The following is a 15773-nucleotide window of genomic DNA, read 5'->3' on the forward strand; positions in this document are numbered from 1 at the left end:
CCGCGCACGAACAACCTCCGCAAGATGCCGCACCTTCCCAGCACACAGCCAAGATCGGACAGAACAAACCAGCAGACGTGAACCCGTCGACAGGCCAGATGGCATCTCGGACGAGGCGAATCAGCGTTCTCGCATGGAGTCACGGATGCGATCGAACTCAGCCGGAGCAAGTGGGACGCGAGTGTAGAGACGCCAATTCCATGTCTTGTCGGTCCAGTCCACCGTGTAGGCATGTCCGACCACGAGGAGGCGATCGAGCAAAGTCAGCGGGGAGCCGATGGGCCATCGGGCCAGAATCGGTGCGTCCTCGACGTCAAGGATCATAATCAGCTCCCCGGTGTCCGCGTCACCAGCATGCGGCGTGTAGCCGACCCCAGTGGGCCAGTAACGCGGTACGGCCACGGGAATGTCGCGCAGGCTCGACACATCGACGACCGATGACCGTTCGACCACCCGGGACCGTGCTGTCGGCCCATTCCAAGCGAACCTGTCATCGGGAATGCTCTCGTGGACACGCATCTCGATTATGGAGGCAGCAAGCATGCCCCCGAGGCCACGCAGTCCGAGCACCATCCCGGTTTCCTGATCGATGTCGATCTCGGCTGTCGTGTCGGTCGAAGGTCCTGGCACCTGAACGTGCCATGCCGCTCGTTCGGCGATTGTCGCTACTCCGATGACGTTCGGTGTCTGCGATTCGGTGTTCAGAGCGGACAGAATCGAAGCTGGACCGCCGAGGAACTGCATCGGGTTGATCGGCAACAACGAGACGAACCGTGTCTTGTCGGCATGAGTGGCGCGCATGCCATCATCAAACCGTGCATACGCCGTGCCGCCACGGCGGATATAGTGCACCGCTCCGGAACGCTCGATCCTCCACCTGTCATTTGGTCCATGCTGGAAACTCCACAGACCCTGGTCCAGCGATCCGTCGCGTTTGTTGTACCGATAGGACAGCGTCCCGGACACCCACAGTTCACTACTCCTGGTATGCAACTCCCGCAGTTCTAGCCATGTCGGCTCATGGAGGTTCATACTCGCGAACCTACACAGGAAACGTGGCGCGCAGGATATTCTCAGCAACCCTGCGCGCCACGTGCCAGTTACCCATCGGATCAGTCACGCTGCGCCGTCATAGGTGCACAACGACGTTGAACTTGCCGGGCAGGTAAACCGCGGCAACTCGTGGTTGAGGACGCCGGGATAGATGGACGCCGTGGCGTAATCCTCGATCACAATCTGTCGCTGGGTCATGAAATACCGTCCATTCCCATCTTCGATTGTGTACGAGAAATTACTCACATTTCCGTGCTGCCAGAGCGTTTCGTCCCACGTGTCAGAAGCGATTTCTTCATCCGGACCGAAAACATCCTTGCGGACGTCCCAACCCACCGTGACATCGATGGTTCGGTTCGACAGAGTGGTGTTCTTGATAGCAACTTCGTGGTTGTAACGATTCCTCAGAACGAGGCTCCATTCATAGGTCAGCCAATCTGACCACACGATCTCCAACGGAGCCCCGCCCATCCAGATGTACTCCCCGTAACACACCTGCATGTTCGCGCGCGCGCTCTGTTTCCCGGTGATGTAGTTGACGTCTTCGCCATCGCCGGGAAAGCACGGGTCTCCCACATCGAAGGGCACCATCTCTGGCGCTTCTTCACCCTCGGGAACCTGGATTGTGGGTATAGGTGCGACGCCGAGCTGGTCCAACTGGACCTTCCGCTCTGATTCCGCAGTCCCGGTAATCTCGATCGCCTGGCCAGTATCGATGTTGCCGAGAACCTGCTTCTGCGCACCCATCGAGTCATTCCCCGTCAAGGTAATTGCTCCCCCCGAGCACACGAAGGAACCTTTCGAGATCTGCTGTGCAGGAGCAAACCCGGCGGTGATCGATTTCAGTGCGCTTTCACAAGGAGTCCCTGAAACGACGGCGTTCCCCTGGGACATCATCGATGGCGGCGGCGAAGGAGACTCTGGAGGAGGCTGCGCCACGGCTGCACCTCCGAACAACGCGGATGTAACAGCTACCACCGATACGGCCACTAACGAAAATAAAGTCCGCTTCACAGGTTTTTCACCAGCCCCTCGTCAGTTCCCGATACGGAAATCGCCGATTACCGAGACACCGTCGTCCGCGTACAGCGGGATGGTCACCGAAGGCTGCGTGGCGACGACCGTGCCGTCGGGTTGGGCCACCTTCGGCAGATTGCGTACTTCGTCTTCTGTCGCCGGCGGTGCAGGGATATCGGCTGAACGGATGTAACCGAGCTGGCCTTCAGTTCCGTACGCAAGGACCAAGTCAGGAAGTTCGGCGTCGGACTGCGCATCTTCGCCCGATCCGATCGTCTGTCCCTGTTCGTTGGTTCGCAGTGCACGCTCAGATTCAGAAACCTCGACCGGGGCCGGAGTGTTGGTTTCCCAGTAGAGAGGATCCGTGGGGAAGGTGATCAGCTGTTGGAAGCCGTTCGTATCCTTGGCTAGGGCAAATCCGTGACTGTTGTACCAGCCGGGCCCACAGTCTCCGGACGTCGGATCGGTGATCGACGATGCAGGTGAGGTGTTGTACTTGGCGGGATTGATCGCGCAAAGTGCCCCGCTGAGAAAAAGCCTTGAGCGAACACCGAAGTAGTAGGCCGGAAGCGCACCTCCAAACGCGGTGTACATTCGGGTGTCGGCGTACAACGGCGTATTGCTGATTGTTGAATAGTGTAGGTAACTCTGGCCATTGACGTGAGCTGGGCCGATCCAGCCGCTTAGGCTTTGCGCGTTCGCCGATGGAATGCCCATTGTGATGCTCGCAGCTCCAGCACACGTAGCGATCAACGCCGCCCGAGCAATATTACGAAGTCCCATGATTGCCTCCCTCGATTCGACAAACTGCGGAATCGCATGGGGCATGGGTGGGTATCTCCCCCAAAAACGTCCGGGAATCCGAAATGAGAACGGACTAGCTCTGATTCAGAAGCTCCCCTTCTTCAAACGCCCTTTTCTTGAACGGATCCGTCCCTCCCCATGCGATCTTCGTGAGTTAAACACACGGACGTCTTTTTGTCCTGATTTTTGACATCCATGGTCGAATGCTCTACCTCGGTTAGGTGTCATCTCGTCTGCGCGATCAATTAATCCCGCATCGATCCATCTGCGAGTACGTCCGTGACCTCGGGCGATGCGCTAGGTAGTCATGCGGTGATGCGGCCCTGCGACTGACCAGATCAGTCGTGGGTCGCGCCCATCAGGTGCAGCAACTCGTGCACCGTCGTATCGATCAGGGTGTAGCGCACGGTGCGACCGATTCGCTCGTCACGGACCCATCCCTGTAACCGCAGTACGCGCAGTGCCTGTGACGCCGCAGTTTTCGTGATCTGCGCAGCTTCGGCGAGCTCGGTGACAGTGGCCGTACCGGGGCCGGCATGGTGCATCGCGGCCAGGAGACGCAGACGTGTCGGGTCTCCGAGGAGGTGGAACCGACTCGACCATTCGGGGATGTTGAGGCCCCATTCGGTGTGAGTGTGCATGGATCTGTCCTTAATTTTCGATGCGACGGCGCAGAGTCTGAACATGGCTCCTGATGCCGCGGCCCGACGACGCGCTCGGGCCACTTCACAGCTTGTTCGAGGTCGCCCCTGTCGTACGCCTTCACGCCGAGTGAACGGTATAGCGCCAGGTCGCCGTCACTGCTGCCGGAAAAGCGTGATGGCTTGTTCGCTGCGTTCCCCAGGCCCGGCGCCGGCTCGTCGCCACCTTCCGCAGTGGATAAGTTGTCTAGAGGCCCCCTGTCAGCCATGAACCCTCCGCATTGTGGCGACTACACGTCAGTTGCCAGGTGGAGGGCAATATATCGCCCCTGTCTCTGGCTCTTCACCTCTACATGTGTTCAACTGGACACATCGGAGATGTACAACCACAAGGACACTGAATGCGTTCACGCGCCCGCATCTACACGCGCGCCGCGATTGCAGGGCTTGCAGCCCTCACCGCGGCCTGCTCCACGGCAACCAGCAGCCCGACAAGCGACAGATCTGACATGTTGGTCCTTGCCGACGCGCAACCGCTGGGGGAGTACAACCCCATCAACGGCTACGGAGAACTCGGGGTCTCCCCGCTCTATGACGGGCTGTTGCGCCCACAATCACAGTCGGACAACACGATTCCAGAACTGGTCCCAGCTCTGGCTGCATCACAGCCGATCAGCAACCCGGACCACACCGTGTGGGACGTTGCGCTGCGCGAAGGAGTGAACTTTCACGACGGCACTCCGCTCGATGCAGGCGACGTCGTGGCCACCTACCGCTCAGTGCTCGACCAGGGGACCGGATCGGAGATTGCAGCGTCCTACGACATGATCGACACTGTCACCGCCGTAGACGAGCTGCACGTCCAATTCGTACTCCGCTACCCCTACGCCGACTTCCCCGCTCGACTCCTCCTCGGAATCGCGCCATCCGAACTCATCGCCGACGGCCCCGCCCGCGACTCGCAGCTCAACACTCAACCAGTCGGTACCGGCCCGTACATCCTGACCGAGTTGCGGCCCGACCAAGCCGTATTCAAAGCGAACCCCAACTACTGGGCCGGAGAACCCGAAGTCACCAACTTGGTCCTCACCTACGAACCGGACGACAACACCCGTGCGCAGCACATGCGATCCGGTGCCCTATCAGGCACGGTGATCCCACCGTTGCTGGCGTCGTCGTTCACTGACCCCGCGGTGTCGATTGTTGCGGTTCGAACCGCGGACTGGCGAGGCGTTTCGCTCCCCTCAACCAACCCGTTCACCAGCGACGAACGTGCCCGCATCGCTCTGAACATCGGAGTCGACCGAGACTCGATCATCGAGCACGTCCTCGCCGGGTACGGAGAACCCGCATCGACGCCGTTCAACGACGTCTACGGCGACTCCTACAATCCCCATGCCGTATTCGACTACGCGCCAGAGGAAGCCAAGCGCATTCTTGACGACGCAGGCTGGATCTCTGCCGCCGACGGTATCCGCACCAAAGGCAGCCATCGCGCCGAGTTCACCCTGATGTACCCCGCCTCGGACACCACCCGCCGAGACCTCGCACACGCCTTCGCCTCCGCTGTCCAACCGCTGGGCATCGACGTATCCCTGCACGGTGCCACCTGGGACGAGATCGAAAGACACGCACAATCCGCAGCCATCCTGCTCGGAGGCGGAGACAAGCCGTACAGCATCGACACCCAGGTCTACGAGACGTTGCACTCACGCAGCCCCAACACCCCCACCTACTCGAACCCCGCCAACTTCACCATCCCCGGCGTCGACGAAGCCCTCGAATCGGCGCGCCGCAGCACCGACCCGCACGTGCGGACAGCGGCATACCAGCAGGTGCAGGACGCATACATCCAGCACCCCACCCATGTGTTCCTTGCGTTCCTCGACCACACCTACGCCACCACCGACAACATGTCAAGTCCCGAGTTTTGTTGAGGCTGAGCGTGTTTTCAAATACTCAGGCCGCAGAAGCGGCCGGCGGTTGTGCGTAGTAGGCGGTCTCGACCTCGGCTGGGGTGCGATAGTCGAGCATGCCGTGGACCCGTTCGGTATTGAACCAATGCACCCATTGCGCGGTGGCCGCTTCGACGTCCTCCCGGCCGGTCCAGGGACCGTCGAGGAAGATCAACTCGGCCTTGTACAGCGAGTTCAGCGCTTCGGCCATGGCATTATCGAACGAGTCGCCTTTCGATCCGACGGAGGCGACCGCGGCGGCCTGGTCCAGGGTCTGGGCGTAGCGCAGCGCTCGGTATTGCACGCCGCGGTCGCTGTGATGGACCAGTCCGGTGACGTCGCGGCCTGCGCGTCGTCGTGCCCACAGGCCCATCTTCAACGCGTCGAGCGCCAGGTCGGTGTACATCCGGGTCGAGGTCTGCCACCCGACGATCATGCGGGAGAACGCATCCAGGACGAACGCGACATAGACCCACCCGGACTGCGTCCGCACATACGTCAGATCGGCCACCCACAGCTGGTTCGGCGCAGTGGCCGTGAAATCTCGTTCTACCAGGTCACGGGGCCTGTCGGTTTCCGGTGCCGGTCTCGTCGTGCGCGGCCACTTCCCGCGCACGGTGCCGCGCACACCGAGTTCGCGGCAGAGCCGCTCGATGGTGCAACGGGCCACCTCGTGACCCTCCCGGACCAGTTGGGCATGGATCTTGCGGATGCCGTAGACCCGCATCCGTGGGTGGGTGTGGATGCGCATGATGTGCTCTTTGAGGACGGCGTCGCGGCGCGCTCGAGCACTGGGGGCGCGGCCGATGTAGGCGTAGTAGGTGCCCGGGGCGATCTTGACCTCGGTGTTCTCCGACAGAACGCGACAGATCGGTTCGATCCCCCAGCGGTGTTTGTGTTCGTCGATGAACGCGACGATCACTTCAGTCGGCGGTCGAACTCCGCCTTCGCGAAAAACGCTGTGGCAGAGCGAAGTATCTCCATCGACTGCCGCAGCTCACGGTTCTCCTTCTCCAGACGACGGATGCGCGCTTCGGCATCGACGGGCTCGGTCGGGAGTTCGGCGTCTTCGGCTTTGCGCACCCAGGTCCGCAAGGCCTCCTTGTGGACGCCGGTCTGCTCGGCGATCCGGTTGATGGCGCCGGTGCGGGTGTCGGGGTCGCGGCGGGCTTCGACGGCGAGTCGGGTCGCTCGCTCGCGCAGTTCCTGAGGGTACTTGTAGTTCGCCATGATGAGTCTGGGTGATCCTTCCGGGATATCTGGCTCACCCTCAATGAAACCAGGGACGATTCAACACGTGGGACACCGGAGCTCTGGTACTCGAACCGCACACCCACGGCACCACCTGGGGACCATGGTGGAACGTCGCCAGGTGGCAGCGATGACCACTCTGACGTCCGGCCCCTCACCCGCCATCGACAGCACCCCGGCCCTAACCTGTACCCCGACCGGACGATGGCAGCGCCGCCGCCGCGACCTCTGCCACCTCATACTCCGCCGAATCGCGATCAGCATCCCGCTACTGCTGGCGGTATCAGCTGGGGTGTTCTTCTTGGCCAACCGGTCACCGTTCAACCCACTAACGGCATATCTGGGGGATCGCTATCAGGCAACCAGCACAGCAGACCGCGCCAGCATCAGCGCTGCACTCAACCTCGACGCACCCTGGTGGAACCTGTGGTGGCAGTGGCTCACTGCCGGCGCCCGGGGGGATCTAGGGCAATCGCGGATCTACACGCAGCCGGTGACCTCCGTATTCGCCGAACGACTGCCGTGGACCTTGCTACTGTCCGCCACCGCACTGGCACTCGCCGCATTGATTGCCTTGCTGCTCGGCACCCTCGCCGGTCTGCGTCCTGGATCGTGGTCTGACCGGCTGTGCGTGGCCGTATCGGTAGTAGTCCAGGCCGTGCCACCCTTTGTTCTCGCTCTCGCGTCCGTGCTGGTCTTCGCGGTACTGATGCGTTGGGCACCGGTCTCCGGCGCCACCGATCCAGGAGCGGCCTACAGCGTCGGACAAGTCGGCCGGCACCTCGTGCTCCCCGCCGTGACCCTGGCGGTCATGCAGGTGCCATGGCTATTACTGGCGGTGCGGTCGGCCGTCGCCGAGACGGTGGGTTCTGCGGCAGTGCGCGGCGCGCGAACCCGTGGGCTGACCCGCTCCACGGTGATCAGTAAGCACGTCCTGCCCATGTCGCTGACCCCGCTGGTGACGTTGATCGGAGCCCGCCTCCCGGAGTTGATTGTCGGCGCTGTCCTCATCGAGGAGGTCTTCGCATGGCCAGGATTGGCGGCCGCCGTCGTGGACTCAGCGAAGGCGATGGACTTCCCGTTGCTCGCAGCATTGACAGTCGCGACGACGGCAGTCGTACTCGCCGGATCACTGCTGGCTGACGTGCTGTATCTGCTCATCGATCCGAGGATCACCGCTGATGTCTGATCTCACACCCACCAAGGGACATGCCATCACCACAGGTCAACGTGTTGGTGTAGCACTTCTGGTGATCATGATCGGCTACGCCGTACTCACCCCCTGGATCGCCGGACCGCAGGCCGCCGACTTCACCGCATCCCGGACTGCACCAAGCACAACGCACTGGTTCGGCACCGACCACTTCGGTTACGACCTGTTCGTCCGCACCGCCGAAGGATTGCGAATCTCCCTGGCCATCGCCGCGCTCTGCGCAATCACCTCCACCTTGATCGGCGTGAGCATCGGTGCCGCCGCAGCAACCCTCGGAGGCAGGCTCGACGCTGTCCTGATGCGCGGAACCGACACAGTCAACGCCCTCCCACATCTGCTGCTCGGCATCGTCATCGTGGCCATGTTTCCCGGCTCCTTACCTGCGATCATTGCCTCAATCGCACTTACCCATTGGCCGCAAGTCGCCCGACTCGTACGTGGACAAATTCTTGCTGTGCGCTGCGCCGAATACGTCGAGGCCGCCTACCTGTGGGGTGCCAGCCGCACACACGTGATGCGCCAGCACCTATTGCCAGCCGCCGCCGGGCAGGCACTCATCGCAGTGCTGATGCTGCTTCCCCACGCCATCTGTGATCCCTCCCGGGATTTCCGGAGGGCTCCTCTCAAGGGAGGATGAAACCTATGGCAGCAGGATCGAAGCGGTACTCGGCTGAGTTGAAGCGAGACGCCGTGGACATGGTGGCCCAGTTGGTGGCCCACGGGTCGGCGGAGTGGCCGGCGATGCGCAAGACCGCAGATCTGTTGGGGGTGACCTCGGCGGAGACTGTCCGTCAGTGGGTTCGTAAGGCCCCGGCCGCTGATGCGGAAGGCGCCTCGAGGGCCGACAACGAGGAGATCCGCAGGCTCAAACAGGAGGTCGCCGAACTCAAACGGGCCAACGGCATCCTGAAAGCGGCGTCGGTTTTCTTCGCGGCCGAAATCGACCGGCCACACCGGTAATTGTGGACTTCATCCGCACCCACCAGGGACATCGGGTGGGTGCGGATGGTCTTATCTGGGGTGTCGATTCGATGTGCGCCGTGCTCTCTGAGCACGGCTGGCGCATCGCCCCGTCCACATACTACGACCACATCAACCGCGGGCCGAGCGCCCGTATGCTCGCTGACGCGCAGGTCATCGATGCGATCTTCATGCTCCGCAAGAACAAACCCCTGACCCGCGTTCTGGGCTCACGAAAGACATGGATAATGCTGCGCAGCAACGGATTAGATGTCGCCCGTTGCACGGTTGAACGGGTCATGCGGGAGATGGGATGGCACGGCGCGATCAAGAAGAAACGGGTGCGCACGACCATCCCTGACGCGGCGGCCAAGCGGCCGACGGATCTGGTCGACCGGCAGTTTTATGCCGCGGCACCCAACCGCCTGTGGGTGGCCGATTTCACCTACTGCCGCACCGAATCCGGTTGGGCGTACACAGCCTTCGTGACTGACGTGTTCGCCCGCAAGATCGTCGGCTGGAAGGTGGCCACGGAGATGACGGTGAACTTGGTGACCGATGCGATCAACAATGCGATCGACAACAGAAAACGTTGCGGGGTAGTCGATTTGAGCAAACTCGTCCATCATAGCGACGCCGGATCGCAGTATACTGCCATCGTGTTCGGGCAGCGATTGGCCGAGGAAGGGATCGCGGCCTCTATCGGCACCGTCGGGGACAGTTTCGACAATGCCCTGGCCGAATCGGTGAACTCGGACTACAAGAACGAACTGGTCGACAACCAGCCCCTGTTCCATGGAGCCACTGAGTTGTCGCTGGGCACCGCCGAATGGGTGGCGTTCTACAACCGAGAACGACCACACAGCTACTGCCACGACCTCACCCCCGACCGGGCAGAGCAACTCCACTACGATCGCATGCGCACCCTCAATCCGGAGGAAGCGCTCACACCATGAGCTCTCCGGAAACGCCGGGAGGGATCACTGGCACGAATCGACGCTGAGCTTTCTCGGCTTCGGACTCTCCCCAGACCGACCGAGCATAGGAACGTTGCTGGAACAGGCTCGCGGAGATCTCCTGACCGGCGCATGGTGGACCCTGGCAGCCCCAGCCGGTGCACTCGTCGTCACAACCTTGGCGGTCGCAGCGCTGACCACCTCCCGCCGCGTCGCCACCGACACTCAGGAGGTAGCCCGATGATCAGCACAACCCCAGTGGCACTCGTCGACGACCTCACGGTACGGATCCATACCCGCGCGGGCGTGGTTCACGCCGCCACTGAGGTGTCCTTGGCTCTAGCATCAGGCACGATCACCGCACTGGTCGGTGAATCCGGTTGCGGCAAGTCCATCCTCGCTTCCGCCTTGAGCGGGCTACTTCCTGCAGGAAGCCTGCGCCGAGGCACCATCATCGTCGACGGCCGCGATATGAGCCGCGCACGCGAGCGCCACTGGCAGACCCTGCGCGGCCGCACCGTCGGCTTCGCCCCGCAATCAGCCGCTGCCTCGTTCAGCCCCATCCGCACGATCGGCCGGCAACTGACGGAAACCATCTCAGCATTGGACACGGCCACAACCGTCGAAGCGCTACTCGGGCACGTTGGCCTGCCACCGCACCTTCAACACTCGTATCCGCACGAACTGTCCGGGGGCATGGCGCAGCGGATTGGGTTGGCGGCAGCACTGTGCGCCGACCCGCCACTGCTCCTCGCAGACGAACCCACAGCCGGACTCGACCCGCAGGCTACCGCACATGTACTACGGCTGTTACGCGCGCATGCCGACCGCGGCGCCGCAGTCCTGCTGATCACCCACGACGTGCAGGCACTCGAAAACCTGGGAGTAGCTGACGACATCGCGGTCATGTACGCCGGCCGAATCGTTGAAGCCGGTCCCGCAACAACGGTACTCAACCAGCCAAGCCACGATTACAGTCGCGCGTTACTCGCAGCTCTCCCGTCGCGAGGACTGCACCCCATCCCGGGACTACCGCCGGAGTTGACCAACCTCGATCCGACCTACACCTTCGCCGACCGCGCAGCGACCGGAAGGCCCACGCAATGACCCTCACCGCGTCCAACATCACCTGCGGATACGACACGTCCCCACAGCGGATCCTCCACGACGTCAGCATTACGCTTACCCCCGGCCGCATCGTCGGCCTCACCGGTCCCTCCGGCAGCGGAAAAACAACCCTCGCACGGATCCTCGCCGGGTTACACATTCCCGACTCCGGCACCGTCACCTGCGACGGACAGCCCGTCATCACCCGGCGTGGCCGCATGTCGGGAGCGATCGGACTCTTGCACCAATCGCCCCGCGCCGCGACAAATCCACGGCTGACACTGGGTCAGATCATCTCCGAACCCCTACGCAGCGGTCCCCACCACACGGTGATCGAACTAGCCCAGCGCGTCGGCCTCACCGCGGACCTCCTCGACCGCACACCCGGACAGGTCTCCGACGGACAACTCCAACGAGCCTGCCTCGCCCGTGCGTTGGCCGCCCGACCCGCCTACCTGCTCTGCGACGAAGCAACAGCGATGCTCGACCCCGCAACCACCGCAACCCTCACCCACGTGCTGTCCACCTACGCCAACACCGGAGCGGGCCTCCTTGCGATCAGCCATGACCAAGCACTGCTCGACGCCTGGGCAGACACCCGCGTGGACATCACCGACTTGCACCCACATCCGGTGTGAACCACATCGGCTCGCTGCGTCCAGGCACCATCCCAACGATCCACACGAGGGAAAACAGAACCTTGCCGACCATGGTGCTCAGAATCCACACGCGTGGTGCCGCAACCCAGTCCGGCGGAACCGATGCTTGCGGTCAAGAAACCCGCACAGAAGGACATCCCCTCCCATGACGCTCCTCGACGACCGCATTCGAAGTGACCGCGACCGCGCAGCCCACATCGCTCGACTCGTACAGATGGCTTCCCACGCCGCGGCCGCCACTCATACACACGTCACCCGCACCCGGCAGTGCAGCACCGCGAACTCTGCCGTAGACGCCGCAGCCAAAGCAGGACACGCAGCTCGCACCGCGAACGTTTACGCACAAGCCGCGGCCGAACTTGCTGGCGAAGCCGGGCAGGCGGCCACCACACCGTTGATGAAGCGCGCCGCGATCACCCTCTTGCGTCAGGCGCATCACTCGGGTTCTTCCGCAAGAGCGGCTGAGCGGGCTGCCGCCGATGCGGCTACCTTCGCTGCAAACTGGTACACCGGAAGCACCTTCGGTGCCGAGCATCATGAAAACCGCCGGACACCAAGTGCGACGGCACCCGAAGTCGACGCGGCTCGTCTCGAAGCATCATCGAGTGGTACGACGCGAACCACCATCCCCGACAACCAGGAACGTCCGCTGCGCCGATCCTGGCGCGCAGTCCACACCAGGATCGCTTCGATCGTCGCCAAGTCAGCCCGCGCATTCATGCGGAACTAGGCGGAAGGGTTCATACGCCAGCTGCTCTCAACGTCCCGTCGAGTGTTGCGTCAAGACGGACGCAGAATGCCATATTTGAGTGCGGCCGCGGCGCCTGCATGGCCGATGTGGATCTCGACGAAGACTCGGGCAGCGAGGTCGATTTGGACGTAGCGGAACTCGGTGGGAACGGCACGCGCGATGCGCTGCGTGCGGAAACGATGGGGGCCGTCGCCGCCGACAACAACTACGTCGATCTCACCGGCGTAGCCGACGACCACGAGGCCTGCCTGTTCCTCTGACTGCCCGAGCATCACACGAAGTGACGAGGTTACGGCGGCACGGTGAATAGACCAACACCCCGAAGTCTGGAGACGACTAGTAGGACTTTGTTAGGTCGGGAAGGTGTGGTGGCAGGTCGGGCAGGTACCGATCCAATAGGCCAGTGCGCGTTGGAGTTCGCGCACGATGCCGTAGAGGGTCAGTCCCGCCCGGTCGCTTTTGGGTCGGTCAGTCGCAGTGACGTCAGGAACAGGTGCGCGGCGGTGACGAGGGTGACGTGATGGTGCCAGCCGAGCCAGGAACGCCCTTCGAAATGATCGAGTCCGAGACCGGTTTTCAGTTCCCGGTAGTCGTGTTCGATGCGCCAACGGATCTTGGCCAGGCGCACCAACTCCGACAGCGGGGTGTCATCAGGCAGGGTGGCGAGCCAGAAGTCGGTAGGGGCGGCCGTTCCGATCGGCCATTCGGCGAGCAGCCAGGCCTGCGGCAGCACACCGTCCTCATCGCGGGGAATCGTGCGGTTGGCCGGGCGTATGCGCAGCGCCACGAAGCGTGAGCGCATCGCCGCGGCCGGATTGGCCGGGCCGGTCTTGGTGCCGCAGCGCCAGTTGATCTCGGTCAGTGCTTCGACGCCTGCCCCCAAGACGAGATCTTTGCAGGTCACCGCCGCCGGGTAGCGCCGGGTCGGCGGCCGCCCGCGCCCGGAATACGCGGCGGCGACCGGCACCGCATCACCCGGGTGGGCGAGGGTCGCGCCCTTGACCGCCACGACGTAGACCAGGTCGCGGTCGGTCAGACCCTGACGGAAGGTGGCCGAGTCACCGTAGCCGGCGTCGGCGACGATCACCGGCGGGGTCCGGCCCCACGAGATCAGCTCGTCGAGCATCTCGAGAGCCATGACCGCCTTGGAGCGGTACCGCTCCTCGTCCGGGATCGCATTGCGTCGCCGGCGAGCGGTGATCACCGCGGCCGTCTCCGGATCGTCGCACCGCTGATCGTCCCAGCTCTCGGGCAGATACAGCCGCCAATCCAACGGCGCGGACGCGGAATCGGTGGCGGCGTGCACACTGACCGCGACCTGGCAGTTCCCGACCTTGCCCAAGGTGCCCGAATACTGCCGGGCCACGCATGGGGAGGCGTCGCCGTCCTTGGCGAATCCGGTGTCGTCGATCACCCACGCATCCGGGACGATCAGATCACACGCCCTGCGGGACAGCGTTTTCCGGACCGGTACCGGATCCCATGGTGAGGTGGTGACGAACTGCTGCAGGCGTTGGTGATCGATCCCGAGCCGGTCGGCCATCGGTTGCATCGACTTGCGGCGCCCGTCGAGCATCAATCCCCGCGCATATACCCCTGCCGTTGCTCGCTGGTCCTTGCGTTTGAGCGAGGAGAACACCTCGTCGACGAACACGTCGAGACGTTCACCGACATCGATCAGGGCTGCGGCATCCACCCGGTCATCGTCTCGGACATCCCGCCGAAACTCGAGGCCCCGCAACAAGAAGTGGTGAACCTAACAAAGTACTACTAGGGCATGTCTGACAATTCGCGCGTCCAAGCGATGACCGCGTTGAGGACGGCGGCTGCGCGGTAGACGATCGCCAGTTTGTCGTAGCGGGTGGCCATTCCTCGCCACTGCTTCAAGTGGGAGAAGCGTCGTTCGGCGACGTTGCGGCCGCGGTAGTCGACAGCGTCGAATGCCGGCGGTCGGCCACCGCGCGTTCCGCGACGACGACGGTGACCGGCCTGATCGGATGGCTCGGCAATCACAGCGCCGATCCTGCGGCGGCGCAGCAACTCCCGGTTCACGCGGGACGAGTACGCCTTGTCGCCGCGGACCCGGTCCGGTCGGGTCCGCGGCCGTCCACTCCCGATCCGGGGAACGCGCAACTGGTCGAGCAGGTGCGGAAACGCGGGACTATCACCGGACTGACCGGGCGAGACAAGCACCACGAGGGGCAGCCCGTGACCGTCGACGAGGTGATGGATCTTCGTCGACAGGCCACCGCGGGACCGGCCGATCGCATGGTCAGGCGGCTCGACCGAAGGATTCGTGTAATTCGGTGTATCCCCCTGTGTGGCGGGTGGTGTTCGTGGCGTGCTGATGAGCGCGGACTATGGTCGAGTCCACCGACACTGCCCAGTCGACGATCCTGGCCGCGTCAGCGTGGGCGAGTAGTCGTTCGAGGACCCGGTCCCAGGTGCCGTCGCCTGCGAGGCCGCGGTGCCAGGTCCAGATGGTCTACCACGGCCCGAACACCTCCGGCACGTCCCGCCACGCAATGCCGCACCGGTAGCGGTAAACGATGCCCTCGACCATTGCCCGAGCGTCGGAGAATGGCCGGCCGCACCGACCCGTCCGCACCGGCAGCAGGTCCGCGATCATCGCCCACTGATCATCCGATAACACCCTCCGCCTCGCCCTTGGAACAGATTCACTCGCAACGGCTCTCATTACAGGTCACGCCACTTCAGATCGGGAAGTCGACGACACCCACACCTTGGCGTAGGTGTCGACGTACCCTTGTCCTGTACGGGACCGGATCGCAGCCATCAGGGCCTCCGTGGCTGCGCGCACGTCGTCGCCCTTCGCGTTCCGGAAGGGTGCCAGATCCAACGGTTCGAGGATCTCGACCACCACCCGGCGACGCCACCATGGCACACCGCGATCGGGCTTGGTGCCGGTGATCGCGACCGGCACGAGCGGTGCGCCGGTGTCCATCGCGACGCGGACCGCACCCGTTCGTCCTCGATAGAGGCGACCGTCCGGTGACCGGGTCCCCTCCGGGTGGATACCCCAGACGCCTCCGTGCTCGACAATTCGGGTCGCGGCCTCGAGTGCCAATGACGCTGCGCTCCCGCCCCGACGGTCGACCGGGATCTGACCGACCGCGGTGAAGAACCAGCGTTGAAGCCGACCGGTGAGCCCGCCGCGGTCGAAGTAGTCACCTTTCGCCAGGAACGTGATCTGCCTCCTCGCTGCGAGGGTCAGATAGAAGGAGTCGAGGACCGCGAGATGGTTGGCCGCCACGATGACCGGCCCACGCCGCGGAAGATTGCGACGCCCGACGATCTTCGGACGTCCCAACAGATACAACGCCGGACCGATCACGACGTGTCGACACAGTCGATAGACGCACGCATTCCCAAGAGGCATAGACAG

15 protein-coding genes, 2 pseudogenes and 1 other annotated feature are annotated in these 15773 nt (G+C 63.3%); of the genes and pseudogenes, 9 read left to right on the forward strand and 8 right to left on the reverse strand.

The annotated features are described in order from the left end of the window. Positions 1 to 120 precede the first annotated feature (120 nt). The 4 genes from BO226_RS26280 to BO226_RS26295 form a co-directional block, all read right to left on the reverse strand. Complete coding sequence (locus tag BO226_RS26280; protein ID WP_156895448.1) at positions 121 to 1032, reverse strand: hypothetical protein; 912 nt, start codon at positions 1030 to 1032, stop codon at positions 121 to 123. Between the two features lie 84 nt (positions 1033 to 1116). Next, positions 1117 to 1992, reverse strand: coding sequence for a hypothetical protein (locus tag BO226_RS26285; RefSeq protein WP_156895449.1), 876 nt, complete (start codon positions 1990 to 1992; stop codon positions 1117 to 1119). 96 nt (positions 1993 to 2088) lie between these two features. Next, positions 2089 to 2898 carry a hypothetical protein gene (locus BO226_RS26290; RefSeq protein WP_156895450.1) on the reverse strand — a complete coding sequence of 270 codons (810 nt, stop codon included), beginning with the start codon at positions 2896 to 2898 and terminating at the stop codon, positions 2089 to 2091. Between the two features lie 314 nt (positions 2899 to 3212). Continuing rightward, entirely contained in the window at positions 3213 to 3515 is a 303-nt protein-coding gene (locus tag BO226_RS26295) for an ArsR/SmtB family transcription factor (RefSeq protein ID WP_071936760.1), read from the reverse strand. A 509-nt stretch (positions 3516 to 4024) separates the two neighbouring features. Here BO226_RS26295 and BO226_RS26300 point away from each other — a divergent pair. Beyond that, positions 4025 to 5452 carry an ABC transporter substrate-binding protein gene (locus BO226_RS26300; protein WP_071936761.1) on the forward strand — a complete coding sequence of 476 codons (1428 nt, stop codon included), beginning with the start codon at positions 4025 to 4027 and terminating at the stop codon, positions 5450 to 5452. Positions 5453 to 5474: 22 nt separating this feature from the next. Here the strand turns inward: BO226_RS26300 and BO226_RS26305 are convergent. Next, positions 5475 to 6700 (reverse strand): IS3 family transposase gene (locus BO226_RS26305; RefSeq protein WP_156895451.1). Its coding sequence is split into 2 segments (ribosomal slippage): positions 5475 to 6418 and positions 6418 to 6700, totalling 1227 coding nucleotides; the frame shifts between segments, so codons are not numbered across the junction. Next, positions 6297 to 6431 (reverse strand) — a sequence feature (AL1L pseudoknot). (Overlaps the previous gene by 135 nt.) Before the next feature lie 151 nt (positions 6701 to 6851). On the opposite strand from BO226_RS26305, the gene BO226_RS26315 reads away from it, so the two are divergent. The 8 genes and pseudogenes from BO226_RS26315 (at position 6852) to BO226_RS27530 (ending at position 12627) form a co-directional block, all read left to right on the forward strand. After that, positions 6852 to 7910, forward strand: a complete 1059-nt coding sequence (locus BO226_RS26315) for an ABC transporter permease (protein ID WP_071936811.1) — start codon at positions 6852 to 6854, stop codon at positions 7908 to 7910. Next, positions 7903 to 8571: an ABC transporter permease gene (locus tag BO226_RS26320; protein WP_083543799.1), complete on the forward strand. Its 669-nt coding sequence runs from the start codon at positions 7903 to 7905 to the stop codon at positions 8569 to 8571. The genes BO226_RS26315 and BO226_RS26320 overlap by 8 nt, the downstream gene beginning before the upstream one ends. A gap of 5 nt (positions 8572 to 8576) precedes the next feature. Beyond that, positions 8577 to 9850, forward strand: a protein-coding gene (locus BO226_RS26330) for an IS3 family transposase (protein ID WP_156354424.1) whose coding sequence is annotated in 2 segments (ribosomal slippage) — positions 8577 to 8856 and positions 8856 to 9850 — 1275 coding nt in all. Because the reading frame shifts where the segments join, the coding sequence is not laid out codon by codon here. A gap of 28 nt (positions 9851 to 9878) precedes the next feature. Further along, positions 9879 to 10094: pseudogene (locus BO226_RS28335) on the forward strand (ABC transporter permease); the annotation flags it as partial. Beyond that, the gene (locus BO226_RS26340) at positions 10091 to 10957 is read left to right on the forward strand and encodes an ABC transporter ATP-binding protein (RefSeq protein WP_071936765.1); all 867 of its coding nucleotides are present in this window, start codon (positions 10091 to 10093) and stop codon (positions 10955 to 10957) included. The pseudogene BO226_RS28335 and the gene BO226_RS26340, both read left to right, overlap by 4 nt. After that, the gene (locus tag BO226_RS26345; RefSeq protein ID WP_071936766.1) at positions 10954 to 11595 is read left to right on the forward strand and encodes an ABC transporter ATP-binding protein; all 642 of its coding nucleotides are present in this window, start codon (positions 10954 to 10956) and stop codon (positions 11593 to 11595) included. The genes BO226_RS26340 and BO226_RS26345 overlap by 4 nt, the downstream gene beginning before the upstream one ends. 166 nt (positions 11596 to 11761) lie before the next feature. After that, positions 11762 to 12346 carry a hypothetical protein gene (locus BO226_RS26350; RefSeq protein WP_071936767.1) on the forward strand — a complete coding sequence of 195 codons (585 nt, stop codon included), beginning with the start codon at positions 11762 to 11764 and terminating at the stop codon, positions 12344 to 12346. A gap of 98 nt (positions 12347 to 12444) precedes the next feature. Next, positions 12445 to 12627 carry a hypothetical protein gene (locus tag BO226_RS27530; RefSeq protein ID WP_156895452.1) on the forward strand — a complete coding sequence of 61 codons (183 nt, stop codon included), beginning with the start codon at positions 12445 to 12447 and terminating at the stop codon, positions 12625 to 12627. A gap of 179 nt (positions 12628 to 12806) precedes the next feature. Here BO226_RS27530 and BO226_RS26355 read toward each other — a convergent pair whose 3' ends face one another. The 3 genes and pseudogenes from BO226_RS26355 to BO226_RS26370 all read right to left on the reverse strand — a co-directional run bounded on the left by BO226_RS26355 (position 12807) and on the right by BO226_RS26370 (position 15767). After that, complete coding sequence (locus BO226_RS26355; RefSeq protein WP_039584526.1) at positions 12807 to 14063, reverse strand: IS701 family transposase; 1257 nt, start codon at positions 14061 to 14063, stop codon at positions 12807 to 12809. A 74-nt stretch (positions 14064 to 14137) separates the two neighbouring features. Then, positions 14138 to 15065 (reverse strand): annotated as a pseudogene (locus BO226_RS27535) (IS5 family transposase). A gap of 6 nt (positions 15066 to 15071) precedes the next feature. After that, positions 15072 to 15767 (reverse strand): lysophospholipid acyltransferase family protein, encoded by a 696-nt coding sequence (locus tag BO226_RS26370; RefSeq protein ID WP_071936769.1) that lies wholly within the window; start codon positions 15765 to 15767, stop codon positions 15072 to 15074. Between the last annotated feature and the right edge of the window lie 6 nt (positions 15768 to 15773).

Origin of the sequence: Rhodococcus sp. 2G (genome assembly GCF_001886355.1) — a bacterium.
GTDB classification, from domain to species: domain Bacteria; phylum Actinomycetota; class Actinomycetes; order Mycobacteriales; family Mycobacteriaceae; genus Rhodococcus; species Rhodococcus pyridinivorans.

What these genes read in the sequence shown, in the direction of transcription:
- BO226_RS26295 (WP_071936760.1), bottom strand. Translation starts at nt 3,515, where the DNA reads ATGCACACTCACACCGAATGGGGCCTCAACATCCCCGAATGGTCGAGT.
- BO226_RS27530 (WP_156895452.1), top strand. Translation starts at nt 12,445, where the DNA reads ATGGCCGATGTGGATCTCGACGAAGACTCGGGCAGCGAGGTCGATTTG.
- BO226_RS26300 (WP_071936761.1), top strand. Translation starts at nt 4,025, where the DNA reads ATGTTGGTCCTTGCCGACGCGCAACCGCTGGGGGAGTACAACCCCATC.
- BO226_RS26320 (WP_083543799.1), top strand. Translation starts at nt 7,903, where the DNA reads ATGTCTGATCTCACACCCACCAAGGGACATGCCATCACCACAGGTCAA.
- BO226_RS26280 (WP_156895448.1), bottom strand. Translation starts at nt 1,032, where the DNA reads ATGAACCTCCATGAGCCGACATGGCTAGAACTGCGGGAGTTGCATACC.
- BO226_RS26290 (WP_156895450.1), bottom strand. Translation starts at nt 2,898, where the DNA reads ATGCCCCATGCGATTCCGCAGTTTGTCGAATCGAGGGAGGCAATCATG.
- BO226_RS26340 (WP_071936765.1), top strand. Translation starts at nt 10,091, where the DNA reads ATGATCAGCACAACCCCAGTGGCACTCGTCGACGACCTCACGGTACGG.
- BO226_RS26350 (WP_071936767.1), top strand. Translation starts at nt 11,762, where the DNA reads ATGACGCTCCTCGACGACCGCATTCGAAGTGACCGCGACCGCGCAGCC.
- BO226_RS26370 (WP_071936769.1), bottom strand. Translation starts at nt 15,767, where the DNA reads ATGCCTCTTGGGAATGCGTGCGTCTATCGACTGTGTCGACACGTCGTG.
- BO226_RS26345 (WP_071936766.1), top strand. Translation starts at nt 10,954, where the DNA reads ATGACCCTCACCGCGTCCAACATCACCTGCGGATACGACACGTCCCCA.
- BO226_RS26315 (WP_071936811.1), top strand. Translation starts at nt 6,852, where the DNA reads ATGACCACTCTGACGTCCGGCCCCTCACCCGCCATCGACAGCACCCCG.